26 protein-coding genes and 1 riboswitch are annotated in these 26,437 nt (G+C 38.9%); of the genes, 10 read left to right on the forward strand and 16 right to left on the reverse strand.

The window, feature by feature from the left end:
- Positions 1 to 307: 307 nt before the first annotated feature.
- The 4 genes from PARC_RS14815 to PARC_RS14830 all read right to left on the reverse strand — a co-directional run bounded on the left by PARC_RS14815 (position 308) and on the right by PARC_RS14830 (position 3,995).
- Complete coding sequence (locus PARC_RS14815) at positions 308 to 775, reverse strand: YHS domain-containing (seleno)protein (RefSeq protein WP_010553263.1); 468 nt, start codon at positions 773 to 775, stop codon at positions 308 to 310.
- A gap of 137 nt (positions 776 to 912) precedes the next feature.
- Positions 913 to 1,359 (reverse strand): DUF2147 domain-containing protein, encoded by a 447-nt coding sequence (locus PARC_RS14820; protein ID WP_010553264.1) that lies wholly within the window; start codon positions 1,357 to 1,359, stop codon positions 913 to 915.
- A gap of 167 nt (positions 1,360 to 1,526) precedes the next feature.
- Complete coding sequence (locus tag PARC_RS14825) at positions 1,527 to 3,236, reverse strand: DUF4153 domain-containing protein (protein WP_007583759.1); 1,710 nt, start codon at positions 3,234 to 3,236, stop codon at positions 1,527 to 1,529.
- Positions 3,237 to 3,296: 60 nt separating this feature from the next.
- Complete coding sequence (locus PARC_RS14830) at positions 3,297 to 3,995, reverse strand: tRNA1(Val) (adenine(37)-N6)-methyltransferase (protein ID WP_010553265.1); 699 nt, start codon at positions 3,993 to 3,995, stop codon at positions 3,297 to 3,299.
- 75 nt (positions 3,996 to 4,070) lie between these two features.
- Here PARC_RS14830 and srmB point away from each other — a divergent pair, with 75 nt between their 5' ends.
- The 3 genes from srmB (at position 4,071) to PARC_RS14845 (ending at position 6,953) form a co-directional block, all read left to right on the forward strand.
- Positions 4,071 to 5,297 (forward strand): ATP-dependent RNA helicase SrmB, encoded by a 1,227-nt coding sequence (gene srmB / locus PARC_RS14835; RefSeq protein ID WP_007376476.1) that lies wholly within the window; start codon positions 4,071 to 4,073, stop codon positions 5,295 to 5,297.
- 272 nt (positions 5,298 to 5,569) lie between these two features.
- Entirely contained in the window at positions 5,570 to 5,890 is a 321-nt protein-coding gene (locus PARC_RS14840; protein WP_010553266.1) for a BON domain-containing protein, read from the forward strand.
- A gap of 358 nt (positions 5,891 to 6,248) precedes the next feature.
- Positions 6,249 to 6,953, forward strand: a complete 705-nt coding sequence (locus PARC_RS14845; protein ID WP_010553267.1) for a hypothetical protein — start codon at positions 6,249 to 6,251, stop codon at positions 6,951 to 6,953.
- Between the two features lie 202 nt (positions 6,954 to 7,155).
- Here the strand turns inward: PARC_RS14845 and PARC_RS14850 are convergent, their stop codons facing one another.
- Together PARC_RS14850 and yaaA are read right to left on the reverse strand one after the other, a co-directional pair.
- The gene (locus tag PARC_RS14850) at positions 7,156 to 8,112 is read right to left on the reverse strand and encodes a mechanosensitive ion channel family protein (RefSeq protein WP_010553268.1); all 957 of its coding nucleotides are present in this window, start codon (positions 8,110 to 8,112) and stop codon (positions 7,156 to 7,158) included.
- 121 nt (positions 8,113 to 8,233) lie between these two features.
- The gene (gene yaaA / locus PARC_RS14855) at positions 8,234 to 9,013 is read right to left on the reverse strand and encodes a peroxide stress protein YaaA (RefSeq protein WP_007583748.1); all 780 of its coding nucleotides are present in this window, start codon (positions 9,011 to 9,013) and stop codon (positions 8,234 to 8,236) included.
- 225 nt (positions 9,014 to 9,238) lie between these two features.
- On the opposite strand from yaaA, the gene tal reads away from it, so the two are divergent.
- Together tal and PARC_RS14865 are read left to right on the forward strand one after the other, a co-directional pair.
- Positions 9,239 to 10,189, forward strand: a complete 951-nt coding sequence (gene tal, locus PARC_RS14860; protein ID WP_010553269.1) for a transaldolase — start codon at positions 9,239 to 9,241, stop codon at positions 10,187 to 10,189.
- 223 nt (positions 10,190 to 10,412) lie between these two features.
- The gene (locus tag PARC_RS14865; RefSeq protein ID WP_002961395.1) at positions 10,413 to 10,601 is read left to right on the forward strand and encodes a DUF3545 family protein; all 189 of its coding nucleotides are present in this window, start codon (positions 10,413 to 10,415) and stop codon (positions 10,599 to 10,601) included.
- A 107-nt stretch (positions 10,602 to 10,708) separates the two neighbouring features.
- Here the strand turns inward: PARC_RS14865 and ung are convergent, their stop codons facing one another.
- The 8 genes from ung to PARC_RS14905 form a co-directional block, all read right to left on the reverse strand.
- A complete protein-coding gene (gene ung / locus PARC_RS14870; protein ID WP_010553270.1) occupies positions 10,709 to 11,371 on the reverse strand; it encodes a uracil-DNA glycosylase in 663 nt (220 codons plus the stop codon).
- The gene (locus PARC_RS14875; RefSeq protein ID WP_010553271.1) at positions 11,368 to 12,228 is read right to left on the reverse strand and encodes a cobalamin-binding protein; all 861 of its coding nucleotides are present in this window, start codon (positions 12,226 to 12,228) and stop codon (positions 11,368 to 11,370) included. The genes ung and PARC_RS14875 overlap by 4 nt, the downstream gene beginning before the upstream one ends.
- Complete coding sequence (cobO, locus tag PARC_RS14880) at positions 12,228 to 12,827, reverse strand: cob(I)yrinic acid a,c-diamide adenosyltransferase (RefSeq protein ID WP_010553272.1); 600 nt, start codon at positions 12,825 to 12,827, stop codon at positions 12,228 to 12,230. Before cobO ends, PARC_RS14875 begins: the two co-directional genes overlap by 1 nt.
- Positions 12,820 to 14,304 (reverse strand): cobyric acid synthase, encoded by a 1,485-nt coding sequence (locus PARC_RS14885; protein WP_010553273.1) that lies wholly within the window; start codon positions 14,302 to 14,304, stop codon positions 12,820 to 12,822. Before PARC_RS14885 ends, cobO begins: the two co-directional genes overlap by 8 nt.
- A 4-nt stretch (positions 14,305 to 14,308) precedes the next feature.
- Positions 14,309 to 15,313, reverse strand: a complete 1,005-nt coding sequence (locus PARC_RS14890; protein ID WP_033012978.1) for a FecCD family ABC transporter permease — start codon at positions 15,311 to 15,313, stop codon at positions 14,309 to 14,311.
- 1 nt (position 15,314) lies between these two features.
- The gene (locus PARC_RS14895; protein ID WP_010553275.1) at positions 15,315 to 16,127 is read right to left on the reverse strand and encodes an ABC transporter ATP-binding protein; all 813 of its coding nucleotides are present in this window, start codon (positions 16,125 to 16,127) and stop codon (positions 15,315 to 15,317) included.
- A gap of 513 nt (positions 16,128 to 16,640) precedes the next feature.
- Positions 16,641 to 16,790, reverse strand: a riboswitch (cobalamin riboswitch).
- A 43-nt stretch (positions 16,791 to 16,833) separates the two neighbouring features.
- Entirely contained in the window at positions 16,834 to 17,766 is a 933-nt protein-coding gene (locus tag PARC_RS14900; protein ID WP_010553276.1) for a porin, read from the reverse strand.
- Positions 17,767 to 17,932: 166 nt separating this feature from the next.
- On the reverse strand, positions 17,933 to 18,805 hold the full coding sequence (locus tag PARC_RS14905) for a LysR family transcriptional regulator (RefSeq protein ID WP_010553277.1): 873 nt from the start codon (positions 18,803 to 18,805) through the stop codon (positions 17,933 to 17,935).
- 91 nt (positions 18,806 to 18,896) lie between these two features.
- On the opposite strand from PARC_RS14905, the gene PARC_RS14910 reads away from it, so the two are divergent.
- Entirely contained in the window at positions 18,897 to 19,271 is a 375-nt protein-coding gene (locus PARC_RS14910) for a MaoP family protein (protein WP_007583734.1), read from the forward strand.
- Positions 19,272 to 19,357: 86 nt separating this feature from the next.
- Complete coding sequence (locus PARC_RS14915) at positions 19,358 to 20,593, forward strand: GGDEF domain-containing response regulator (RefSeq protein ID WP_010553278.1); 1,236 nt, start codon at positions 19,358 to 19,360, stop codon at positions 20,591 to 20,593.
- A gap of 17 nt (positions 20,594 to 20,610) precedes the next feature.
- Here the strand turns inward: PARC_RS14915 and rarD are convergent, their stop codons facing one another.
- Positions 20,611 to 21,528 carry an EamA family transporter RarD gene (gene rarD / locus PARC_RS14920; protein ID WP_007583730.1) on the reverse strand — a complete coding sequence of 306 codons (918 nt, stop codon included), beginning with the start codon at positions 21,526 to 21,528 and terminating at the stop codon, positions 20,611 to 20,613.
- A gap of 51 nt (positions 21,529 to 21,579) precedes the next feature.
- Positions 21,580 to 22,035 (reverse strand): thioesterase family protein, encoded by a 456-nt coding sequence (locus PARC_RS14925; RefSeq protein ID WP_007583728.1) that lies wholly within the window; start codon positions 22,033 to 22,035, stop codon positions 21,580 to 21,582.
- Positions 22,036 to 22,420: 385 nt separating this feature from the next.
- On the opposite strand from PARC_RS14925, the gene recQ reads away from it, so the two are divergent.
- The 3 genes from recQ (at position 22,421) to PARC_RS14940 (ending at position 26,417) form a co-directional block, all read left to right on the forward strand.
- Entirely contained in the window at positions 22,421 to 24,244 is a 1,824-nt protein-coding gene (gene recQ / locus PARC_RS14930; RefSeq protein WP_010553279.1) for a DNA helicase RecQ, read from the forward strand.
- Positions 24,245 to 24,251: 7 nt separating this feature from the next.
- Entirely contained in the window at positions 24,252 to 24,536 is a 285-nt protein-coding gene (locus tag PARC_RS14935) for a DUF3630 family protein (protein ID WP_007583724.1), read from the forward strand.
- 171 nt (positions 24,537 to 24,707) lie between these two features.
- Complete coding sequence (locus PARC_RS14940) at positions 24,708 to 26,417, forward strand: BamA/TamA family outer membrane protein (protein WP_010553280.1); 1,710 nt, start codon at positions 24,708 to 24,710, stop codon at positions 26,415 to 26,417.
- The last annotated feature ends 20 nt before the right edge of the window (positions 26,418 to 26,437 follow it).

Below are 26,437 nucleotides of genomic sequence, written 5' to 3' on the forward strand. Positions count from 1 at the left end.
CTAGTTTAGTTGCGGGCTTTTTAATTAGGGCGTGTTGATCTTTGGTGGGTGAATTTGCAGCAGTATGTTTGGTTTTTAGGCAAGGCAGAGCCTATGTAGTGTGGTTATTCCCCATAAATAGGCGATAACGCAGCATAAATGCCAAACATGCACTGCCCTCTGGGTTCTTTCTAGGGGCGATCAACTCTTTGTTGCTCGGTTTTTACTTAGCCCACTAGGTTACAAACCTCGCGCCGCGATTTAATCGCCCCTAGATTGAACAAATTTCAATCCACAAAGATCAACACGCCCTAGCAATATGAGTAATTTATTGAAACGTCATCACATTGGTTGTTTGTGGGTAGTACCCATCAGCCATAACAATGTACGGTAGTAAATTACTTAACCATTTTTGCTGCACGCTTTCGCTATAGTTTAAGTAAAGCTTACCTTCGTGAATATAAAATGCTTCTGGGTCTATACCTACAGCGTTACCTTCATCAGCCATTGCATAAGCACACCAACCACCATATTGCGGTGCATAACGCTTTGGATTTTCTGCAAATGTCGTTTTGTTTTCTTCACTCGAAAAGTGCCAGTTGGCACCTAAATAACTAAACGTGTATTTGTCGCTGCCTTTAACGGCTTTATTTTGCGTAAAATAAGCAACGCTGTCGTACCCTTTAATAGCCGTGTTATTAAACCAACCCGTATTTACCGCATCATCCTTTGCGTTTGCCGCACCGCTTATTAACAGTGTGCTAAGCATTATTAAAGCAACTATGTACTTAATCATATTTTACCCTTTTATTTACTCAAAATTTTATGCCAATTAAATATAGCTGGCTTAGTGAGTAAGAAAGGCAAAGCGCAAAAATGATTTCAGTTAATACTTAATTATTTAACGCCCAGTGATTAAATAAGTAGTAAAACTTACTCTACTTTTAGCCAATATTGGTTTCGATAAAAAAAGCCAATGTAGCCGCGTACCTCGAGCTTTTTACCTTCATCTTGCGGGGTTAGTTGTAAAGTGTAGGTTTTACCATTTGTTGGATCGAGTATTTCACCGTCTCCCCAAACGCCATCATCTTGTGCTTTTACACCCGTGATTATAGTCATTCCTAAAATAGGCTGATCTTTTAGCTCATTATCACACTTACTGCATATATCGTTTTGTTTTGCCGGGTTAAGAATGGTTTCAACTTTGCCGCTTAATACACCGTTGGTTTGGGTAATACGTACATACGACTTAGCTTGGTTTGTATCCTCATCAATAGTTTTCCAAAGCCCTACAGGCGTAATAGCAGCAAACACACCTTGGCTTGCAAAAATGGTGGCTGCTAACGTGCTAAGTAATGCTAATTTATTTAAATTTTTCATTGTGTTGCCTTTTAAATTAAGTGGCCAATGGCTAAATCATATCAGGTGATTTATAAACACACTATTAAAGCGCTGTACATAAAATAAAAAACTAAAAGAAAAAAACCTAAACTAATAATCATTAGTTTAGGTTTAAGGGGCAGTAGCATAAAAAACAAAGTTACGTATTACCTCACTTTAAAAACAACATCCCCTATTTTTAGATTTGAATATTCAGGCTCAACTAAAGATAATTCGTTATTATCAATCATGCTTTTAAGGTATCTAATCTCTTCAGGATTTTCGACATTCATATACCTTGAGCGCCACTTACCCATGTCGAATAACCAAAAATATGCGGATATATTTTCATTACTTTCGTCAATCACTATAAAATCGAGTTCATCATCTTTGTTTAAATCCATGCCAATGAAATAGTAAGTATGTTCTTTTAAAGAGTTACGATCGTAAAAATGTTGTTCAGAAAATACTGCCTCTATTAAACCTTGAGGTATTAGCGCTTGTGATGGCCAAAATACACTGCGCTCAATAAAATCATCGACTGTGTGTTCAAGCGTTAAAGCAAACTCATTATTTACATACATCCTATCGATGATAGCGTATTGCTCTGGGTGACTCGTTTCAATTTTCTGTTTTAATAACTGCATAGCTAAATAACCTTGGCGACCTAAGCTGTGCTCAAAATAGTAATAGTCAAACTTTTCTATTGTTACTTTATCTGCATCTAAACGCGCTATTTGGCTGTTTGTAGATAAGCTTTGAAAATTTAATAAAGGGGAGTTAACAGCAAGCATACTAACGAGCACCACCCACCCCATCACAATATTTATTTTGCTAAGCGGCTCTAGCCAATTGTCTCGCTTTGTTATAATTCCAACAAGATAACTAAACGAAAAACACGCCAATAAAAACCAAATCAAAATGCCCCAACAACGATCTACTGTTAGCCCATGCTGCTCTACCCGTAAGTAAATTCCATAGGCAGAAATAACACTATAAACTGGAAGTAACGCAACGCTTATAAAAACGAGTCGGTGCAAGAGCATGTGATAAGGGCGAACTGATGAGTCATCTTTATAAACAGTGTTAACAAAAAACAACGTGAGCACCTGCAGCCACATTACTAATAAACTGCCACTTCCGGTCTCCCATAATTTATTGAGTCCGGTAAAAGGAAGTGTTGCTAAAAAACCGAGAGAAATAACTGATAAAACAGGCAATAAAAACTTAATTAAAGTTTGTAGTAAAAAAGCGATATTATCTTCAATGTTCAAAAGCTTTCTAAATATGACACTCGCAAAGGCAAATGCGAGCGTTAAGGTTGGGATCCAAAACCATTCATTTCTTAGTAGCTCAGAGAAAAATTCTATATCTAAAATATCAAATAAAGCCGCACCTAAATTTAGAATTCCCCAAAAAATAAGTACAAACAGCCAGCATTCTCCAAATATTATAAAATTACGCCAAGAGAGCTTAAATAAACGACTGTAACTAACATTTTCTGAGCTACCAAATTGTTGTATGTACATAAGGCCTTTAAAGCCAGCAATTAAACTAGTAAAAATAAAAACTGACATTAAAGTGTTATTACTTACGTACTCTTGAGGCTCTTGCTGAAAGCCAACATACGCCCCCAATAAAGATAACAACAAGGAAAAAGGAAGGATTAAAAGCAACGACGTTTTTATATTATTTTTATTAACGGTCATTAGCATTAATAAAGGAAAGCTCATAGAAAATGTAATAAGTGAGACTAACCATGTAGGGCTTGTTGCTGGCCACACATTATTTTCTATACTGCTATACAAAAGGGTAAGAGCAATAGCCTGTAATACGGCAAGTATAATTATAAAAGATTTTGGTAACTGACTATCCATATCTGTTCTCAACAATGGTTTTAGTCAGTTTGCGTTATTCGTTCCTATTTTACAATTGCTTCACATTTTCAAATAAAATGCTTTGCACAGGGCTATATAATCAGCAGTGTAGGTATTATCTAAATTTCTAATACACAGAATTGATGATTCTATATCGCTTTTTACGTAGCTAAATGTCATTAAACTGCGGCTAATATCTTTGTTGGGCGTGGCTTTTACTTGGCAATGAGTATTTAAATAAAGCCCATTTTGAGTAGCAAGCTCAATAAATAATACGCTTTCAACGCTTGGGAGTATTAAGCTAAAGCGAGAACCACCATGGCTCAAACGTTTAAACGCATTAATTAACTCTTCAAAACTTAGGCCGTCGGTATGGCGTGCGGTATTACGCGCAACATTATCGCCTTTTAAACTGTGATTAAAATACGGCGGATTAGAGATAACAACATCAAACTTAACTGCACTATTAAAGCGTTGAATAGTTTGGTGCTTAATACTTATTGCTGGCCACGGGCTATTAGCAATATTTTGTAGTGCTTGGGTATAGGCGCTTTCGTCAATTTCTACCGCAGTTATATCAAGCTCATTACTGCGCTGCTTACACATTAGTGCTAACAAGCCGGTGCCTGTGCCTATATCAAGTAACGACTTTGCACCGCTTAAATTAGCCCATGCACCAAGCAAAATACCATCGGTAGAAACTTTCATTGCACAGTGGTCGTGTTCAACTTTAAATTGTTTAAATACAAAACCAGACATTTTTTCACCTTTTCATTCACCAAGCGCAGCATAGCGCGTATAATCAGGGTAATTGTCCCTTATTTTAGACACTCTATGCAATTTTCTGAATTTGATCTTGATAACAAGCTACTCGATGCCATTAATAAAATGGGCTACGAGACGCCAACCAGCATTCAACAACAAGCTATTCCTGAAGCACTACAGGGGCGCGACATTTTAGCATCTGCGCCTACTGGTACAGGTAAAACGGCGGCATTTTTAATTCCGGCTATTCAGTACTTACTGGATTTCCCACGTCGTGACCCTGGTTTTGCGCGCGTACTCGTTATGACCCCGACTCGTGAGTTGGCTTATCAAATTCATGAACAATGTGAACTGCTAGCTAAACGCACACACCTAAAAATTGGTGTAGTAACAGGCGGTATTAACTACGGCACGCATAAAGAAATTTTTGAAAAAAATAACGATATTTTAATCGCCACACCAGGTCGATTAATGGAATACCTAGAAACCGAAAACTTTCATGCTGAACACGTAGAAATGCTTATTATTGATGAAGCAGATCGCATGTTAGATATGGGTTTCAAAAAAGAAATGAGCCGTATTTGTGACGAAGCTAAAAATCGTCGCCAATGTTTTTTATTCTCAGCAACACTTGAAGGTGACAGCGTAGAAAGGTTTGCTGAAAAAACATTAAACGACCCAGCACTGCTTGAAGCTGAATCGTCACGTAAAGAAAAAGCTAAAATTCACCAATGGGTACATTTAGCCGACGATTATCATCACAAACTTGAGTTATTAGTTAATACGCTAAAAAATCCTGACGTAACTAAAGCCATTGTGTTTGTTAAAACTCGCGAACGCTTAGAAACATTGATTGGCGAACTTACAACTAATGATGTAAAAGCAGCGTGGTTACGCGGCGAAATGCCGCAAGACAAGCGTATGAAAGCCATGGAAAACTTCCACAGTGGCAAAACAAGCATATTAGTTGCTACCGACGTAGCTGCACGTGGTATTGATGTATCTGACATCAGCCACGTTATTAACTTTGATATGCCGCGTACTGCCGACGTATATGTACACCGTATTGGTCGTACTGGCCGTGCTGGTAAAAAAGGGATAGCAATATCGCTAGTTGAAGCACACGATATTGGTATTTTATATAAAGTAGAGCGCTACGTTGAACAAAAATTAAAACGCCGTGTAATTAGAGGTGTTGAGCCACAGCATAAAGAAGCTAAGCCACCGGCTAAAAAGCGTAAAGATCCAGTAAAAATGAAAGCCAAGAAAAAGGCTAAGGTTAAAAAGAAAAAGTAACCTAAAACATTTTTATACTAAGCCGACTTTTGTCGGCTTTTTAATGCAAGCCTTGCAGGCTCTGCTGTTTGTACCTGTTACACATGTAACCCAAGCATGTAACTCATACTCATTTAAATGTAATTTTTGCCCACCTGAATTCCCACTTAATAAAATTTCTTTATATTTCAGTATGTTAATTTTGGCATCGAAATTGTAACTACCAAGATAACCTAGCCGATGGAATTTCCATATTGTGGCTGCACTATTCACCGTAATGTAAGGATTAAGTTATGAACCGCTTCAAGTTAACTATCGCTTTAGTATCATTTTGTTGTTTATTTTTATTAGCTTGCGCTACAAAAGTAAGTGCAGCAACCAACATGGCCGTAGTAAGCAGTGTAGCCACTCAACCTAACTTACAACAAGCTATCACCAACACCCTACGAACTAATCCTAACCTAGCGTTAAGTGATATTCGTGTGCAGGTAAAAAATGGTGAAGTAGATTTATACGGTGAAGCACAAACTGGTTTTCAGCGCGCACTAGCTCAAAAGTTTTTAGAAAATATGGATGGGGTTAAAATCATTCGTAATAAAATTAGCGTTATTTAATACGCACCACATAAACTTATTTGTATAACTAATTCATAAGCGCGGCTTGTTACTCCAACACAAGCTGCGCTTTTTTATGTGATAGTAACTCTTCATTAAACCTATTAATTAGCTTTAATGAAGCACTTCTTTGTATTCTACAAATAACTTGTTTTACACTCGCACAGTGATGACACTAAAGTCTAGATCAACCAAGTATCAACTGCTCAATTCTGAAAAATGATTATTTTAAATAAGTTATAGGCGACAACCATTGATTAGATTGTTTTAAATAGTTAGTGTCAGAGTTACGCCCAACATAGTTACAATGTGAGATTTTAATAAACTTCCACATACACAGCCTAATAAGATCAACCCTATGATAAATACAAAAAATAACATTTCACTTAACAGTCTAATTGAGATTATAGAACTCTTTCAAAATGACAATACTACAATTAATGTAGTCTCATTGTTAAATGACGATCTTAATAACGGGTACAAAAAAAGATGGATGCAACTAGCTGAATACGGATGGTTTCTTCATTGGTATATTTCTACTGAAATTGAGGAGATAATTCCAAAAGGGGCTAAAAGAGTTGACGAATACATGATCACAGAAACTAAATCATATCTCGTTTATATATTTGAAAAAGTCATAAGTTTATACCCTCACCGGAAACATATTCTTGATGCAGCATTCGATCTCCATAATGAAGGAAACTATATAGCATCTATACCTTTAATTTTTGCACAAACAGACGGTATTTTTGAAGAAGAAACATCTAAATATCTTTTTACGAGGAAAAAAAGAGAAAATGCTTTAGAGCAGCTAATTAATTCAGACTTAAACAACTTAGATGATATATCACTTTCTCCACTCCTAAAAAAATTAAACAGCTCTCTCCCCATTCGTAGTGATGATATTAGGGATTTAAAAAAGTCAGCACCTAATCGACATGGTATATTACATGGAGATCAAAAACATCTTGATTATGGTACGCAGATCAATTCTTTGAAATGCATTACATTGCTCGCTCATGTAGCCAACACCTTTGAAAAATTAGACAATAAACCAAAATAATTTTGTGTATTTCTTCTCTAATAAAGATGTAGAAACAATTGAATGTCGACTATTTAGAGCTTGGGAGCAACGCTCTTCATTTTACTTTACTGAATTTACCAAAACTATCTCCTAAATAATTGCAGCATAAACTTCCCTGTAAAAATGCGCTGTTGGTAAGTAACTATTTCCCAATGCTTTTGCCTAATAAGTTTTCACTAAATTACTCACTTTGGTTAGAGTCAGTGCCGTCGCTACTGTCTTTATTTGATGACTGCGGGCTTATTTTGTCGCTTATCATGGCATCGAGTTTTTCGCCGCCTTTAATACCAAAATCTAAAGTACGAATTGGGAATGGAATGCTAATGTCAGCTTCGTCTAGTGCTTGCTTAACGGCAACAACACCTTTATGGCGCACCGTCATAAAATCAGGCTCGCCTGGGTATTTAATCCAAAACCACACCAGTAAGTTGATGCTGCTGTCACCAAAGCCTTCAGCGTATACGGCGGTTTCGTCTTTGCGTATTACAAAGTCAAATTCGTTAATTTTTTCGACTATGACGTCTTTTGCTTTTTCTATGTCGTCACCGTACGAAATACCCACTGGTACTTCTATGCGCCTAACACCTAAAGTGGTGTAATTTTTTAATACATTTCTAAATAAGACTTTATTTGGCACAAGTATTAATTGCCCGTAAAAGCTCTCTATTAGCGTGTTACGTAGGTTTATAGAATGTATCGAACCAAACACATCATCGGTTTCTATTACGTCACCTGTTTTAAATGGCTTACGTACACCCATTGCTATACCAGCTATTAGGTTTTCGGTCATGTCTTGAAACGCAAAACCAATGGCCAAACCCACAATACCTGCACCAGCAAGTAGCGAAGTAACGGTGCCTTTTAAGCCAACAAAATCGAGCGCTATAAATAAACCTATGCACAACACAATAACTTTAAAAATTGACGCCATTAAGTCGGCAATTTGTTTTGAGTCGAGTGAGCGGCGTAATACGTTTTTCATCAGCTTGCCAGCAAAGCGTGCCAATATTGAAAACACAATTGCGATCAGTATCGCAACTATAAAATTAGGGATATGGCTGATAACAATATCAAACCAGCCTCCGAGCTTTTCTTCTATTAGTTTTTCGGCTTCGTCAATTGACGGAATGCTGATCATTTTATTTGCACCTATTTAATTAGTGTTCTCATTAATATTAGATGAGATTGCAAATATAACGCCAACATCAAAAAAGCCATGCAATGCATGGCTTTTAAATTTTTTATTTAAGCTTATAAACCTAATTTTGTTCGTCGCGCATAAATACCGGCTCAAGCTCTTTAACTGTTGCCTCTGGGCTAAAGTAATAACCTGCTACCGTAAACTCTTTAAGTTGGCTTAACTGCGTTACTTTATTTTCGATAATGTAGCGCGCCATCATGCCGCGTGCTTTTTTAGCATAAAAGCTGATTACTTTATATTGACCGTTTTTACAATCTTTAAAGTGAGGGGTAATAATTTGTGCATTAAGCGCTTTTTTATCTACCGCTTTAAAGTATTCGTTTGAAGCAAGGTTAACTAAATATTGTGCGTCTTGCGCTTTTAATACGTCGTTTAGTTTATTCGCTATTACGCTGCCCCAAAACTCGTATAAGTTTTTGCCACGTGAGTTTTCAAGCTTGGTGCCCATTTCAAGACGGTAAGCTTGCATTAAATCAAGTGGTTTTAATAAGCCGTATAAACCCGAAAGGATACGTAAATGGTTTTGTGCGTAATCAAGCTCGCTAGCTTTAAGCGTACTTGCATCTAAACCGCCATATACATCACCATTAAAGGCAAGTGCGGCTTGTTTAGCATTGCTTTGTGTAAACGGCTGCGCCCACTCACTAAAGCGTGCTGCGTTAAGCCCAGATAGCTTGTCGCTAATTTTCATTAAACTGCCAATTTGCGCTGGTGTTAGTTCACGGCATACTTTCATGAGCTCTTCGCTGTGCTCTAGTAATTCAGGCTGAGTGAACTTGTCTGTTGCGGGTGGCGTTTCGTAATCAAGATTTTTTGCAGGTGAAATAACAGTGATCATAGTTAGCTATTGACTTGTAATTTATTTAGTGTCAATTTCAACATTAAATGAAACGAAAAGCACGTTTTGTTTAAATAAATCCTCTCTTAATAACCCATGCATTGCCGTTTTTTTATTGATCAGGACATAAGACCTATCAAGCATTGTCACACTGTTGCAGTATGGATTAGATATATTAAGAGTGATTAGATTTTTCTTTTAACTTGCTTGGAATGAGGAAAGCAAATGACTTCAGCTCTACAAAGGCTAAAACAACATTCATCTATCGTAGCCGACACTGGTGATATTGAAGCTATTAAAAAGCATCAACCAGAAGATGCAACTACAAACCCGTCGCTTTTATTAAAAGCGAGCGAGATTGAAGCATATAAGCCTTACCTAGATAAAGCTTGGAGCTACGCAAAAGAAACCGAGCAAGAGCCAGCTAAACAACTTGAACTAGCATGTGATTACTTTGCCGTATTACTAGGTAAAGAAATTAGCGCTATTGTACCTGGTTATATTTCTACTGAAGTAGATGCACGCCTTTCGTTTAATACGCAAGCTACGATTGATAAAGCACATACCCTGCTTAGCCTTTACGAAAAAGAAGGTGTAAGCAAAGACAAAATTTTAATTAAAGTAGCGTCTACATGGGAAGGTATTAAAGCCGCTGAGCAGCTAGAAAAAGAAGGGACTAAATGTAACCTTACTTTATTATTTAGCGATGCCCAAGCTCGCGCGTGTGCCGATGCAAACGTATTTCTAATTTCGCCATTTGTTGGCCGTATTTTAGATTGGCACGTTGCTAACGGTATGGAAAAACCAACCGATCCGCTACAAGATCCAGGTGTTCAGTCTGTACGCAGCATTTTTGAATTTTACAAACGCCATAACTACAAAACAGTTGTGATGGGTGCAAGTTTCCGTAATACAGGCGAAATTATTGCACTTACAGGTTGTGACAAGCTAACTATTAGCCCTAATCTTTTAGAAGATTTAGGTAACCTTGAAGGCGCACAAGAATATTTGCTTGAAAGCGATGTTCCACAAGAGCCAAAACCAGAGCCATTAACAGAAGCACAGTTCCGTTGGTTACATAACCAAGATGCTATGGCTACTGAAAAACTAGCTGAAGGTATTCGCTCTTTTGCTGATGCACAAGAACAACTAGAGGCGCGCTTTAAAGCAATGTAATTTGCTATAATCGTGTTTTAAAAACGTCGCAATAGCGACGTTTTTTTATGCCTAAAATACGCTACCCCTCTATATAATCTTCATATCGACTTCATATAATCTTCGTATAAACCTTCATCAATTAATCACACTTATGTAACATAACCGTCACTTTTTTATTCTATTTTAACTAGGCCTGTGGTATAGGTATTCTTGAGGTCAATAAAATCAATAGGAGAAGTTCATGGATAGCCTAAACGATATATTAGAGATATTAGAAGGACCAGATACAACAAGGAAAACCTCTCAGAAAAATAAAAAAAGAAAATGGCGTGAAATAGAAGCAATAAAAGACAAACAGCGCCTACGTAAAGAACTACAAGAACTAGACTACTTTACAGACAGTATTGCAATTGATGAGCTCGACTTTTAATTCAATACGCCCCAACTAAACAAAAAGGCTTCCGATATATGGAAGCCTTTTTTAATGCGCTGAAAATAGCTGCATGAGATAAATTTATTATTCAGAGCCCAGGTTATTTACACCTGCCAGTTAATCGGTTTTTCATCTTGGGCTTGTAGTAGCTCATTCGTTTTTGAAAAATGCTGACAGCCAAAAAAGCCTCTATGCGCCGAAAGCGGCGATGGGTGCGGCCCTTTTAAAACATGATGGCGAGCACTATCTATGCCTTTACCTTTTTTTTGTGCGTGTGCACCCCATAAAATAAATACCACACCTTCGCAGTGCTTATTAATATGCGCTATTACATTATCGGTAAATTGCTCCCATCCTAAATGCTTGTGAGAATGCGCTTGCCCTTGCTCAACGGTCAATACTGTATTGAGTAAAAACACGCCCTGATCTGCCCAGCTTTGCAGGTACCCATGCTCAGGAACAACAAAACCGCTGATATCGGTAGCTAACTCTTTGTACATATTTTTAAGCGACGGCGGCAGCTTTTTTACATCATGCAATACCGAAAAACACAAGCCATGCGCTTGCCCTTCTCCGTGGTATGGGTCTTGTCCTAAAATTACAACGCGGATGTCATTTAGTGCTGTGGCATCAAAAGCACTAAATACTTGAGGTTCAGGCGGATAAACAGCAACACCTTCATTGCTTCGATTAGCCACATACTCTAACGTTTCCTGCATGTAAGGTTGCTGTAATTCACTTTCTAAAAATGTAGCCCAATCGCTCATTGTGTACTCTTAATCTGTTTACGTGATGCGTCTATTTTATCACACATATCCGCGAGTCCATCTAACATGCGCGGAGTAAAACGATGTAATAAATCGGCATTTACGCTAATAAATTGATCATTTTTAACTGCTGGCACTTCTGGCCACTTTTGCCAATTAACAACCGGCTGTGGCGTTTTTGATTTTTCATCAGGGATAATAATAACTTGTGGCTTAGTAACAATGACATTTTCGATACTAATTTGCGGGTAATCTGTAACGCTCTGTGCAAATACATTACTTACATGGCATGTTTCAATCAGTTGGCTTATCCATGTATTTTTACTTACTGTCATCATGGGCTCAGCCCATAACTGATAAAACCCGGTAATATTTTTTTTATCTTGCTGGCTTTTAACAATCGCGTTTAGCTTATGTTTAAATGCGCTTGCCGCTTGCTGGCTTTGCTTAATGTTCCCTGTAAATTCACCAAAAGTAAGTAACTCGTCGGCTACACCAGCGATTGTGGTGGGGTTACTTAAATATACTTTTATGCCAAGGCGCTCTATTTGGGCTAAATCTTCGCTTTGATTTCCGCTTTTCCATGCAATAACTAAGTCGGGTTTAAGCGCTAATACTTTCTCAAGCGAGATACCGTAATAACCGCCTATGCGCTCAATACTTTGGGCCTCAGCAGGGTAGTCGGCGTAATCAACTGTGCCCACAATATTATCGCCCGCCCCTATGGCAAATAGGTTTTCGACTATATGTGGTGCAAGCGCGATTATTCGCAGCTTTTTAGAATCCTTGGTCTGCTCTGCAAATGCACTGCCCGATACACTAAAAAGCAGCAGCCCAATAAAAAACGCTTTAAACATTAGTAATCAAACCCTTCGAGCGCTTTTATGCCTGAGTCGAATGCGTGTTTTACATTACGCACTTCGCTTACAGTGTCAGCAAGGTCGGTTAAAGTGCGGTGCGCTGCACGCCCTGTAATAATAACCGACTGCATGGATGGGCGATTATTAAGCGCTGTTACTACTTCATCTAAATCAACGTAGCCGTAGGTCACCATATACGTAAGCTCATCGAGTAATACTAAATCAATACTGCTATCTGCAAGCATGCGTTTTGACTCTTGCCATGTTGCTTGGGCGGCTGCAGTATCGGCTTCTTTATTTTGCGTATCCCAGGTAAAACCGGTGTTCATTACAACAAACTCAACGCCTGCACCTTGTAATAAATTACGCTCGCCACATTCCCATGTACCTTTAATATATTGGCAAACGGCTGCTTTTTTACCATGCCCTACGCAGCGTGCTACAACGCCAAAACCCGAGGTTGATTTACCTTTACCATTGCCGGTAATTACCTGAAAAATACCTTTTACATCTTGTGCTGCAGCAACGCGCGCATCCACTTGTTCTTTTACTTTTTGTTGGCGCTGCTTGTGCTTATCGTTGTTTTGTTCAGTCATTATTGTGTCCTTCATAAATCGAGATAATTTGCTGTATGTTTAAATGCGTTTCGCACATGGTTGCTAATCGTTCTAACTGCTGCTCGCGATGAGTGGCAATACTAATTGGGTTAATTGAGGCGCTTGGTTTTACCCATTTTAAAATTTGCGATGTAGCATCGGCTTCATCAAATAAACCATGTAAATAGGTGCCCGCAATGGCGTTATCATCGCTAATAAAGCCATCGAACATAAAACCATGTGGGTGGTTTTCATCAAAGGTTAAAAATGGCTTATCAAGCGCTGCACCTTGGCTAATTCCTGCATGTATTTCGTAACCACTACAGGGTGTTTGTTGGTTATTTAAAAGCAGTGTAGCGGTTATTTTAGTTAATACTTTTTGTGCTTTCAGCGTGGTTTCAAAATCGCACAGGGCGAGTCCATTTACTTGTTTTAATGGTGACTCAATACCCTCGGGATCGTTGATTGTATTGCCTAGCATTTGCATGCCGCCACAAATGCCAAGTACTTTGCCACCATAGCGTAAGTGGCGCTTAATTTGAGTGTCCCAGCCTTCATTTTTCAAAAAATTTAAATCGCCCAGCACATTTTTACTGCCTGGGAGAATTATCAGATCAACGTCTGGGATCGTTTGGGTATGGCGCACGTAATTTATATTAATGTTTGGGTGCAAACGCAGTGCATCAAAATCGGTGTGGTTACTAATGTGGGGAACAAGTAGCACTGCAATATTAATTGTGGCGTTGGTTACATTATTATCAATTGCGACGGCGTCTTCGGCATCAAGCGCAAGATCGTGCAAATAAGGTAATACGCCAAGTACGGGTTTGTTTGTGTATTCTTCAAGCCAATCAAGCCCGCCTTGCAGCAAACCTATATCGCCTCTAAAGCGGTTTATAACAAAGCCTTTTACGCGCGCCTGTTCTGACTCGCTTAACAACGCAAGCGTACCTACCAAATGTGCAAACACACCGCCTTTATCTATATCGGCAATAATAATGACAGGGCAATCTACCTCTTCGGCGTAACCCATATTGGCAATATCGTTTTCACGCAGGTTTATTTCAGCAGGACTCCCCGCTCCTTCAACAAGGAGTAAATCAAAACGTTTAGCTAAGCGGTTATGTGAGGTAATGACTGCATCCATCGCCACTTTTTTATAGTCGTGATATTTGCCCGCTTCCATATTGCTAATGGCTTTTCCGTGAATAATCACTTGTGCGCCAGTATCGCTATTAGGTTTAAGTAAAATAGGATTAAAGTCTATTTCGGGCTCTACTTTAGCCGCTATTGCTTGCAAAGCTTGCGCACGACCAATTTCGCCGCCATCTTTTGTTACTGCGCTATTAAGTGCCATATTTTGTGGTTTAAAAGGCGCAACCTTTACCCCTCGCTTAGCAAATACCCTGCAAAGGGCTGCAACTAGGGTACTTTTACCAGCATCTGATGTAGTGCCTTGCACCATTAAGGTTTTCATCGAGTTACACCTTTCGCTTTCTAAAAAACAATAAACTTAAAAAGAACACACTACCAATAGCAGCGGTTATAACACCAACGGGCAGCTCTTGGTTTTTTAGCAAGGAGCGCGAAAGTACATCAACCCACACCATAAATGTACCGCCCACTAAGCTGGTTACTAGCAATCCCGCGATGGTGCCTTGGGAGATAAAAAAGCGCACAATGTGCGGTACCATTAATCCTACAAACCCAATACCACCACACATAGCCACCAGCACAGCGGTAATTAATGAGCTCAAAACCAGCATAAGTATTCTAAAGCGCTGGACCCTAACACCTAATGTAATTGCGCTTTCATCGCCAAGTAACATAGCATTGAGTTGCCTTCTAAAGCTCAGCATTACAAACGTACACAATGTGATTACCAATAAAGGTAACCAAAGCGTAGCCCACTGCGCACGAGCAAAGCTGCCCAGTGTCCAAAATAAAATAGCGGCTACCGCCTGAGGGTCGCTCCAATAAAGCAACAAGCTGGTAAATGCACTAAATAAAAACGACAGAGCTACGCCAGCTAATAGCATTGATTCTACCTGTGCACTTTGCTGCCTACCTGCAATGAGTATTAATAAACTCATAGCGAGCAAGCTACCTAATAACGCTGCTGCAGATAGCATAAAGCCTGCGCTAATGCCTGCTAATGCCATAAGTAACACCACACCAAATGAGGCACCCGACGATATACCAAATAAGTAAGGATCGGCTAAAGGGTTACGCGTTACCGTTTGTAAAATAAGCCCCGCAATTGCTAAACCAGAGCCAGCTAAAAAGGCGAGTAATGTGCGTGGCATTCTTAGCTCGTAAATAATACGCGTATTAAAAGACGCATCATTTGAGAGTAAAAAGCTATTAAGTACGTCTTGAAGTGAGGTCTCTGCTGCACCAAAACTAAGTGCTGCAAATAAGCTAAATAAAGCAGCTGCAGCACTTATAAAAAGCGCAAATGAGTGGCGATTATTAACTGCGCTCATATTATTTGTAACCATAAAAGTAAGTGATATGAGGGATGCTATTTCCCGACTTCGATATTTGCGGGTGGTTATTTACTTGGGCGCAGACACCAAAAACGTCGCCTAACATGTTTTCGGTTAATACCTCACTTGGCGTACCTGTATGTGTAATTTCACCGTTTTTAATAACCACTAGTTCATCGCACATTGCAGCAGCTAGGTTTAAATCATGAAACGATGCAAACACCGTAACACCCAATGATTTAGCAAGCTCCATTACCTGTATTTGGTATTTAACATCTAAATGGCTAGTTGGCTCGTCCATTATTAACAGTTGAGGTTGCTGGACTATGGCGCGGGCTATCAAGGCACGTTGCTTTTCACCACCCGAAAGTGACTCAAAGCTTTGCTCACTATGATCTGCCAACCCTACGGTGTTGATAGCTTGGATGATTTTTTGTTTATCAATGTTAGTTATTGAGCTGAATAGCGATTTATGAGGCGTTAGCCCAAGCGCAATAACATCAAATACGCTTAAGTTAAATTGCGACGGGGTTTCTTGTAAAACAACCGCTACTTTTTTTGCGTACTCATCGCTTTTTAGCTGCCAAATGTCGGTGTTGTTAAACTCTACAACGCCATCACTTGGTTTATTAAAACGATATAAACAACGCAATAAGCTCGATTTACCTGCGCCATTAGGTCCAATTAAACCAACAAATTTACCTGTGGTTATTTTAAGGTTTATTTTTTTGAGAATCGTTTTATTGCCAATACCCCATGATACGTTTTTAACGTTTAGTAATGGTTTATTTAATGGCGTTTGAGTGTGCAATAGTCAGTCCTAGGCTAGGGTCTGTTGATCTTTCAAGGTTAAATTTGCAACAGTCTGTTTGGTATTTAGGCAAGGCAGAGCCTATGTAGTGTGGTTATTCCCCATAAATGGGCGATAACGTAGCATTAATGCCAAACAGGCGCTGCCCAAAGGGTTCTTCCTAGGGGCTATTTACTCTTTGTTGCTCGGTTTTTACTTAGCCCACTAGGTTACAAACCTCGCGCCGCGATTAAATAGCCCCTAGTTTGAACAAATTTTAATCCGCAAAGATCAACAGACCCTAGGTTAAACTCACTAAAAATGCGATAAAAATACTAATGCACTACAAGAAAAAATGAGTAAACCCGCTCGTTAAAAGAATTCATACCAATTGCATTAAATTAGTGATTTATTATAGCGACAAATAAATAGCTTAATAACAAGGCGGAAATTATGACATATAGTTGTTCTATATGAATAATTTTTAACGAAATTAGTAAGTTATTTAATTCGCTAGAAAGATCATGTTTTTAATAAAATTGGTATTATACCATTTGTATCTGACTTACAGCTCAGCTGCTTACAGTTGCGGGAACAGTCGAGGACTCGCACCTCATTCCAAATGAAGCTCTATTATGGGCGGCTAAGTAAATAATTTAAAGCAAAAAAAACCGCACTCAAAAGAGCGCGGTTAAAAAGGGAGTGTTTTAACTAATTTAGCGAATAGTTAAAACTTGTATTCCATACCTAAGCCTACGTAGTCTTGATCAACGTTGTTGTCCATATCGAAGCTTGAATAAAAACCAAATACTTTAATATTTTTATTTAATTTGTGATCAAGACCAACTGAAATTGCTGACTTATCGTCGCTGTCGTCAAAGTCCATATCTTGGTATTGCACTTTAAATGTGTTGTTACCCATGCTGTAAGCAGCATTTAGCAAGTAACCATCCGCTTCTGCGCTGCCATCTACTGCTTCTTGTGTTTGGTACATTGCGCCCAATTTAAAGTTTTCAACTTTACCTTGGATTGATGCACGCACTACGTCGTAGCCATTTACTTCGCTATCGGCTGCAATCGAGGCGTATATCGCGCTCTTTTTAAGTGCCACGTCACCGTATGTCACCGCCATTGAATAACCGTTATCAGCGTCTACATCATCTTCAGCTACAAAAGTAGCAAGTACCTTAAAGCCTTCGTATGAGTTTGATGAATAACTAACTGTATTTCCTAAGCGGTTTTCACCTTTAAATACATTTTTAATGTCGCCTTCAAGGTCGTTAAATAAATCTAACTTACCTTGAGATTGCTTAAGCGCAGTATCGTTACGACCAATTACAACCTGACCAAACGCACCTTTTAAACCAACATATTGGTTACGCGCAGAAATATTGTCGTCGTTATCGCCTTTTGAATCAGCATCAGACACATCAACTTGAAACTCAAACTTATATACCGCTTCTAAACTATCATTTATTTTTTCAGAACCTTTAACACCAAGACGAGATGCATTACTTTTTATCTCGGTAAAAGACCCTTCGCCATCATCAGATGATTGCACTGTTACATTCGCTTTACCGTAAATGTCTACGTCGGCAAGTGCATTAAAAGATAAACCACTCAATAGTGCTAAGCATAAGCTCGATTTTACAAATTTCATGTTATTTCCTTGGATAATCACAAAAGACTAATTTTCAAAACTGCTGCATTTTGTCATTCCTAAATGACAGTAATATTACAACGGAAATATTAATGTCTTTTTTTGTTAATAAAAATGCATTAAATGTGAAATCAAAATAACATGAAAGCCTAGTAAATGGTCGTACTTACTTACCTTGCTTTAATGACAAGCTTGGCGTCATTTGCGAAAGTAAATTAACTAAGGTTTCTATTAGCTCTTTTTGCTCGTTGTCTCTGTGATACGCAATAAATACGTCTCTTGAGGTGTTTTCTACCCCTTTAACATGAAACAACTCACCTTTTTCTAAATGCCCTTCAACCAATACTTGAGGTATAAATGCACTACCACCACATTGCAGTATTAAATCAAGTGCAATACGTCCCGTGCTAGTTCTAAAGTAAGGGGGTGTTTTACCTGTAAACTGACGCGCATGCCAAAGAGAAAAAGTAGTTCCCCAATCAACATACACATATTGATTATCAAAAAAGTTTTCGTTCGTTGCGGTGTCGTATCCGCTTACTGGAATAATTGGCAACTCACAAATTCGCTCTACTACTAACTCGTCTACTTTTGGTGGATCAAATAATATTGCCAAATCAAGAGTACGCTCTAATAAAAGTCGAGTACTCTCTTGTTGTGCTTTAACTTCTGCAACCAACGACACGCCCGGCATCGCCGATACAATATTTGTTATACCAAACTGTAAAAAAGCATCCCAAATATTAGGCGTTCCTGCTAAGCTAATTTGCTTATGCATATTGTCGGCAAGTGCAACATCTACTTTGGCCCGCTGCATGCCCGTAATAATCATTTGTGCGTGCGGTAATAAGCGCTCGCCAGGTGCTGTAAGTTGAATATTATTACGCTGGCGAATAAACAAATTAACACCAAGCCCTTGCTCTAATTGGCGAATTCTAAAGCTCACTGCAGACTGCGTAATATAAAGGTTTTCGGCTGCTTTACCAAAGTGACGCGTACGCACTACTTCAACAAATGTTTTTAATAAATCGATATCCAATTTTTTATCCTCACGATAAAAATAATTTGTTTAATAAATTGCCAAACTTGCATCATACTCCAGCTAATTAATAGGGTATGAGGATAAAGCTATGAGCAATAACATTTCATTACTACGCCAAGCATTTGTTAGCCAACGTCAATTTTATGATGATCAGAATTTTCCACGTGGTTTCAGCCGCAGCGGAAACTTCACCTTATTAGAAGCCAGTATATTAGAACAACACGGTGTTGTTTTAAGAGGCTTATACAGTAAAACAATTGAGCCGCAAAACGAACATCAAGAACAGTTTGTAGCAGTAGTAACTGGCTCACAAGAACCTACTAACCCAATCGAACGTGCTTGGGTAAAATACTTAAAGCTAACGACCTGTAAAACTAAGTTTCATACTTTATTTGGCCGCTCAAAAATGTCAGGGCCGGCACCGATTAGCCAAGAGTATTATTCAGAAGCGGATAATCTGTAAGTACTTAAGTTGTTTGCTTTTTTGCGTTTTAACAGTTACAACTTGTATAAGCAAATAATTTTGCAAAATATAAACAAGGTTGTTACGTGACGCGAAAAATACTAATAGTTGAAGATACACCTGCAATGGCGCGAGTGCAAAAGCACATCGCGCTTAAAGCAGGTTATGAAGTTGATATAGCAGAGTCATTAGCACAAACAAAAGAGCTAATAGGTAAAAATAGCTACTTTTGCGCTGTAGTTGACTTTATATTACCTGATGCCCCATCAGGTGAAGCAGTACCGTGTACTGTTAAGGCTGACATTCCAACCATTGTAATGACGGGTAATATTGATAAACAAACCCGCGATACAGTCGAAAAATATCCAATCATCGATTACATCATTAAAGAAAACAAACAAGCATATCAATACCTTGAAAGACAATTACTTAGATTAACTCGCAACGAAAATATAAAAGTGCTCGTTGTTGATGACTCCGCATCCACACGTACTTATATATGCAGCTTGCTTGCACGCCATAAATATCAAACTCTACAAGCTGAAGACGGTATAGAAGCACTGGCTATACTTGAAACATCTTCGGATATATCGGTAATTATTACTGATAACGAAATGCCAAACATGAATGGTGATGAACTATGCACTGAAATTCGTCGTTTATATGACAACGATGAAAAAGTGATTATAGGTATTTCAGCCGCAGACTCGTCTGATTTATCAACTTTGTTTTTAAAAAATGGCGCAAACGATTACCTGCATAAACCTTTTAATAATGAAGAGTTTTATTGCAGACTTAGCCAAAACGTCGATATGTTAGAACTTATGGCCACCATAAAACGACAGGCTAATACTGATTACCTTACTAATTTACCAAACCGCCGTTACTTTTTCGAAAAAGCTGAAAAATCACTAAAGAAAATTAAACGTGCTAAAGGTGATGGTGCTTTAGCGATGCTTGATATTGATCACTTTAAAGCGATTAACGACACATACGGACACGATGTTGGCGACGAAGTATTAAAAGGGCTCTCCATTTGCTTTAGCAAATATTTTAAAAAGTATTTAGTAGCCCGTTTAGGTGGTGAAGAGTTTGCCGTTTACTTTGCAAATGCGGATAAACAAGAAGCACTAAAAAGACTTGAAGGTTTTAGGTACTTTATAGAGGCGAACAGCCAAGAGTTTAGTAAAGAAAAAATCAAATTTACTATATCTATTGGTTTTGCAGATGGGCCTGTTTATCAAATTGATGAATTATTAAAACAGGCCGATTTAAAGCTTTACGACGCTAAAGAATCTGGTCGTAATAAAGTAGTTAGCTAACAGCTCTATTAGGTTAATTATACTTCTGCGGCTGTAATAGCCGCTTTTTTACGTTTGCGTGATTGATTGTAAGAGTCCCAACTAAAAATAGCTAGCGCACTCCAAATACATGCAAACGTTACTAATCTCTCAGCGTCAAACACTTCACCGTAAAACACCACTGCCAATATAAACATTAGGCTTGGCCCAATATACTGAAAAAAGCCTAATGTAGTGTATTGCAAACGCTTAGCGGCGCCGGTAAAACACAGCAATGGTAATGTAGTTACAATACCTGCACTAATCAGTAATGCATTAGTATGCCAATCGTTAGCTGGCAGGCTTGATGTTGTTGTAGGCACCATTAACCACCAATAAATGAGTGCAACAGGCAGTAATATAAGTGCTTCGAGTAAAATGCCAGGCAAGGCTTCAACGGGTAGTTTTTTACGTAACAAACCATAAAGCGCAAACGATATAGCTAATGAAAATGCCACTACCGGAAACGAGCCAAAACTAATTAGCTGCAGCACAACACCGGTAAAGGCCAGTGCCACTGCTACACCTTGAAACTTACGCAGGCGTTCACCTAAAAAGAGCATACCCAGTAATACATTTAAAAGAGGGTTTATGTAATAGCCCAAACTCGCATCAAGCATATGGTTATTATTTATAGCCCATATAAATAAACCCCAGTTAAACCCTAGTAATGTTGAGGTAATAACAAGCATAAGCAAAAGCTTAGGCTGAACAATAATGCGTTTAATTTTACCCCAATACTTTAAAACACTTACTACTAATACTAAAAATACAACCGACCAAACAACCCGATGCATTAAAATTTCAAAGGCAGAAACATGCTGAATTAACTTAAAATATATTGGCGCAAGGCCCCACATAAAAAAAGCAAGACAAGCAAAAATAGCACCTTTACGCTGCTCAGTATCAATCGACATAATAAACACTTAGTGATTTAAAAGGCCGCTAGTTTACTTCCCATACACGTTTTATCCAACTAAATACGTGCCTGTCCCAAAAGCAATTTGAACAGACTGTTCGTTATGTAATTCCATTCGACAAACACACACTTTATTACCTGAGCGAATAAGTGTGGCACTCGCTGTAAAGCTCTCTCCTTTACCAGGGCGCAAATAATCAGTGCGCAAGTCGATAGTCCCAAGCGTGGCTAATTTTGTTTGCACACTTCCTATATCTAAATCGGTGAGCTTATCAATCACGCTTGCTGCAGCGAGCATACCGCCTACATTATCAAGTACGGCTGAAATAACACCACCGTGCAGTATTTTTTGCGCAGGGTTACCAATGAGTACATCCTGCCACGGAAACGTAATTTTGGCCTGTTCAGGGCTCAACGACTCAACCGATATTTGTAAAAACTGGTTAAATGGCATGCCATTTACAAATAATGCGCCCACTTGTTCAATTAACATTTCTTTATTCATTATTATTCTCTATGTTTAAACTGGTACGATGAGTAAAGCATAACTTAAGCAAAACTACGAGGTTCTAGTTAAATCATTTACTTAGCAACCTAACTTTAAGAAAGCAGATCTATCTTAATAAGCGGTTTCAACACTACCAGAGTTTAATTTACTTACAATAGAGTTGAGGTTAATACCAATTAGCTTAATTAAGTGATCTATCTGGAGGTAAGAAAATAGTGTCTATAACAAGGCAAAAAACTCGTTATTTAGTTGTTCTATATCAGAAATTTTTAACGCAGCTAGCGTCAGATTTAACCCCTCAAATTGATTAAGTAGTATTGCGGATTGGTATAAGTAACTCAGCTAAAGACATCTCACTAAAAAACCACTAAAATACCCGCCAATGAATACATCAACACCACCTTCTAGCACCCTTGTGCGTAAACCCGAAACTGTCCTCAAACAAGTGTTTGGCTACAGTGAATTTCGCGACGGCCAAAAAACAGTTATTGATGCTGCTATTAACGGCCAAGACTCGCTTGTATTGCTCCCTACTGGCGGCGGAAAATCGGTTTGCTATCAAATACCCGCTTTAGTGCTTGAAGGCGTCACTATTGTTATATCTCCGCTCATATCGCTAATGCAAGATCAGGTAAGTCAACTACAAGCACTTGGGGTAAAAGCCGCTTACGTAAATAACAGCTTAGCGCGAGAAGAGCAGCAATTGGTGTATCAACAGCTTCATCAGGGGCAAATTAAGCTTTTATATGTGGCACCTGAAAAAGTATTACAACGCGAATTTTTAGAGCGTTTATCGCATTTAAATGTAAGCTTATTTGCCATTGACGAAGCGCATTGTGTGTCGCATTGGGGCCACGATTTTAGGCCTCATTACTTTCGCTTAAACGAATTAAAGCAACGTTTTGCACATGTACCCATGATGGCGCTCACTGCAACTGCCGATAAAGCCACCCGTTTTGATATAGTTGAGCAACTAAAACTACAACAGCCTTATATTCATACTGGCAGCTTTGATCGCCCCAATATTCGCTACACCATAGAAGAAAAATTTAAACCTATGGTGCAACTGCTTCGCTACTTAAAAGAGCAAAAAAGCCAAAGCGGTATTATTTATTGCACCAGCCGTAAACGCGTAGACGACATTGCTGAAAAAATTGCAGATGCAGGGCTAAACGCTGCCGCTTACCATGCAGGTATGAGTAACGAGCAACGACAATTTGTACAAACTGGTTTTGCACGTGACGATATACAAATAGTGGTCGCAACCGTTGCCTTTGGTATGGGTATAAACAAGCCTAACGTGCGTTTTGTACTGCATTACGATATTCCAAAAAGTATAGAGTCGTACTATCAAGAAACGGGGCGTGCTGGGCGAGATGGACTTGCCGCAGAAGCCATAATGTATTTTGACCCAGCTGATATTGGCCGTGTAAGACGCTTTTTTGAAGACATAGACGACGAGCAACGCCGCCGTGTAGAAGAACAACGCTTTAACGCAATGGCAAGCTTTGCAGAAGCACAAACGTGTCGCCGCCAAATATTGCTTAACTATTTTAGTGAGTATCAGCGCGAACCTTGTGGTAACTGCGATATTTGTCTAAATCCACCTAAAAGCTTTGACGGTACATTGGTTGCCCAACAAGCGCTTTCTTGTGTGTATAGAGCTGACCAGCGCTTTGGTCTTGGGTACATTGTTGAATTACTACGTGGTGCAAATACTAGCCGCATACGCGATAACAATCATCATGAGCTAAGCACTTACGGCATAGGTAAAGATAAAAGCAGTGAATTTTGGCTTAGTATTTTACGCCAACTTATTCACCAAGGCTTACTTAGCCAAGATATAACACAAGGTGCGTCACTTAGGTTAACCGAAGCCGCGCGTGCAATTTTAAAAGGTGAGTACGCACTGCAATTAGCCGAGCCACGCCTGCAAGCCAAACACGTTTATCAAGATAAGTTAGCACAATTTAATTACGACAAAAAACTGTTTGCTCGCCTGCGCGCACTACGTAAAGAACTTGCTGATGCCGATGATGTACCACCTTATGTGGTATTTAATGATAAAACATTAGCCGAAATGGCGCAGCTTATGCCAACAAACGACAGTGAATTTTTAAAAGTGTCGGGTGTGGGTTTTACTAAGTTAAATAAGTACGGCGGCGAATTTTTAACGGCAATTCGCAATTACCTAGCTACAAATTAAGAATGTTATGACCCAAATAGAATATGACCACGCCCATAAATACATTTTAATTACACCAGTCGAGCCTCCACACGATGAAGACTTTGAACTGTGGAGCACACTCTTTTTACACTCAGACGATGTAACACTCAATGAGTATTCTGCAGGCGCCGATCGCCATCAAGTTCGCTTTACCTATAATCAGCAGACCTTTAATTTAAACTATGAGCATTACAGCCAAAGTATTTGGATTAATGCCGAAGGCCATGAAGCTGAGCACTTATTAGCCGCTTTAGCATTTTATTTAAGTTAGCTTTTAATATCCCGCCCACAGGCGGTTCTAAACCAGGTTGGTTATTAACATAAGTGAATATGAGTAACAATTAATTAGTTTCAAAATCCATACCTTTTACTTACATTATAATAACAATGATGTAAGCTGATATTACGATAGTCATTTGCTACGTAGCAGTAAAGAGGTTTAATGGTGAACAAGAAATGGATAGCACAATGTTGTATTAGCTTAACGGTTTTAAGCTTTTATGTGCCTAATGCATTCGCACAACAATCTTCAACGAAAACTGATAACTGCCTTGTAGAACAGACAGATTTAAGCACAAATAAAAACTTACGCCGAGAAGTTCAAGACAAAACAACCCTCACACACAGTAATAGTAACGCTAAAATAGCCTCAATAAAGCTCAAGCAACTTAATGTATTTAATACTGAGCTTGAAGAGGAAAATAATGCCCTATTCCGATTTGCTAACCGCGCTCATATTCAAACAGAGCCCGATGTCATTAATAACCTTTTATTATTCTCCCCTGGTGACAAGTACGATGCTAAAAAGCTTGCAGAGTCTGAGCGCTTACTTCGTAAAGAAAGCTACTTATATGACGCACAAATTAGTGCAATCGAAAACTGCGACGGTGACGTTAATGTAGAAGTGATTACCCGTGATTTGTGGACACTTTTACCTGAAGTAAACTTTAGCCGTAGCGGCGGAGAAAATAAATCAAGTATCGGTTTTAGAGAATCAAACCTGCTTGGTTGGGGGAAGCGCCTTTCGTTGTCACGCACGACCGACAGCGATCGTAGCGGTTATTTATTTGTTTACGACGATCCTAATATTTTATCTACTCGCTACCGCGGCCGTTTAGAGTACGCTGATAACAGCGATGGCAAGCGCCATTTACTTGAGCTAACCTATCCATTTTACGCGATAGACACCCCTTTTAGTTACGGTATTTTAAGCTATTCTGAGCAGCGCGAAGAGTCACTATATAAACGCGGCGAAGAGTTTAGCGAATTTGATCAAACTACTGATTTAAACCGTGCATTTATAGGACACTCTAAAGCGCTTAATAATAATTGGACCCAACGCTTAACCTTAGGTTATACCGACGAGCAGCATACCTTTGAAGCTATAGACACTACATTTGCACCACTTGCCGATGACAGAAGTTTAAGTTATCCCTTTATAAGCGGCCATTGGTTTGAAGATAACTACATAAAAGTACGCAATTTTGACAGTATATCTCGCACTGAGGATTTAAACTTAGGTTGGAATATTAAAAGCTTAATTGGCTATTCAGACGAATCATTAAGTAATGACGACAGCCGCGCGGTGTATTCTGTTAACTTTAAAAAAGCCCACTTTACTAACGATAATACCTTATGGCGTTTTAGTGCTGATATTGATGGCTATTGGAATAAAGAACAGAAAAAACTCGAAAACTTTATGGCCACCAGCCAAGTACAATATTATTTAAATACCAGTGAAGACCAATCTTGGTATGTTAAAGCCCGCGTGCAATACGCAAAAAACCTTACTGCTGATCAACAGCTTACTTTAGGCGGCGAAACAGGCCTGCGTGGTTACCCTATGGATTATCAACATGGCGACCGCAGCTTTTTAGTTAATCTAGAAAAGCGCTATTACTGGGAGTACGATTTACTACAACTATTTAAAGTGGGTGGCGCAGCTTTTGTGGATGTGGGCAGAGCATGGTTTAACGATAAAGATAATGGTGAAAACGCACATGTATTAAAAAATATAGGCGTGGGTCTTCGTTTAGCACCGAGTCGTGCAAATTCAGGAACCATGATTCACATTGATATTGCAGCCCCAGTTGATAGCTACGATGACGTAGACTCAGTACAGTGGTTAGTGAGCGTTAAAAATACTTTTTAAATAATACAAACGCGTTAAAC

Source organism: Pseudoalteromonas arctica A 37-1-2, from assembly GCF_000238395.3.
In the GTDB taxonomy this organism is placed as follows: Bacteria; Pseudomonadota; Gammaproteobacteria; order Enterobacterales; family Alteromonadaceae; genus Pseudoalteromonas; species Pseudoalteromonas arctica.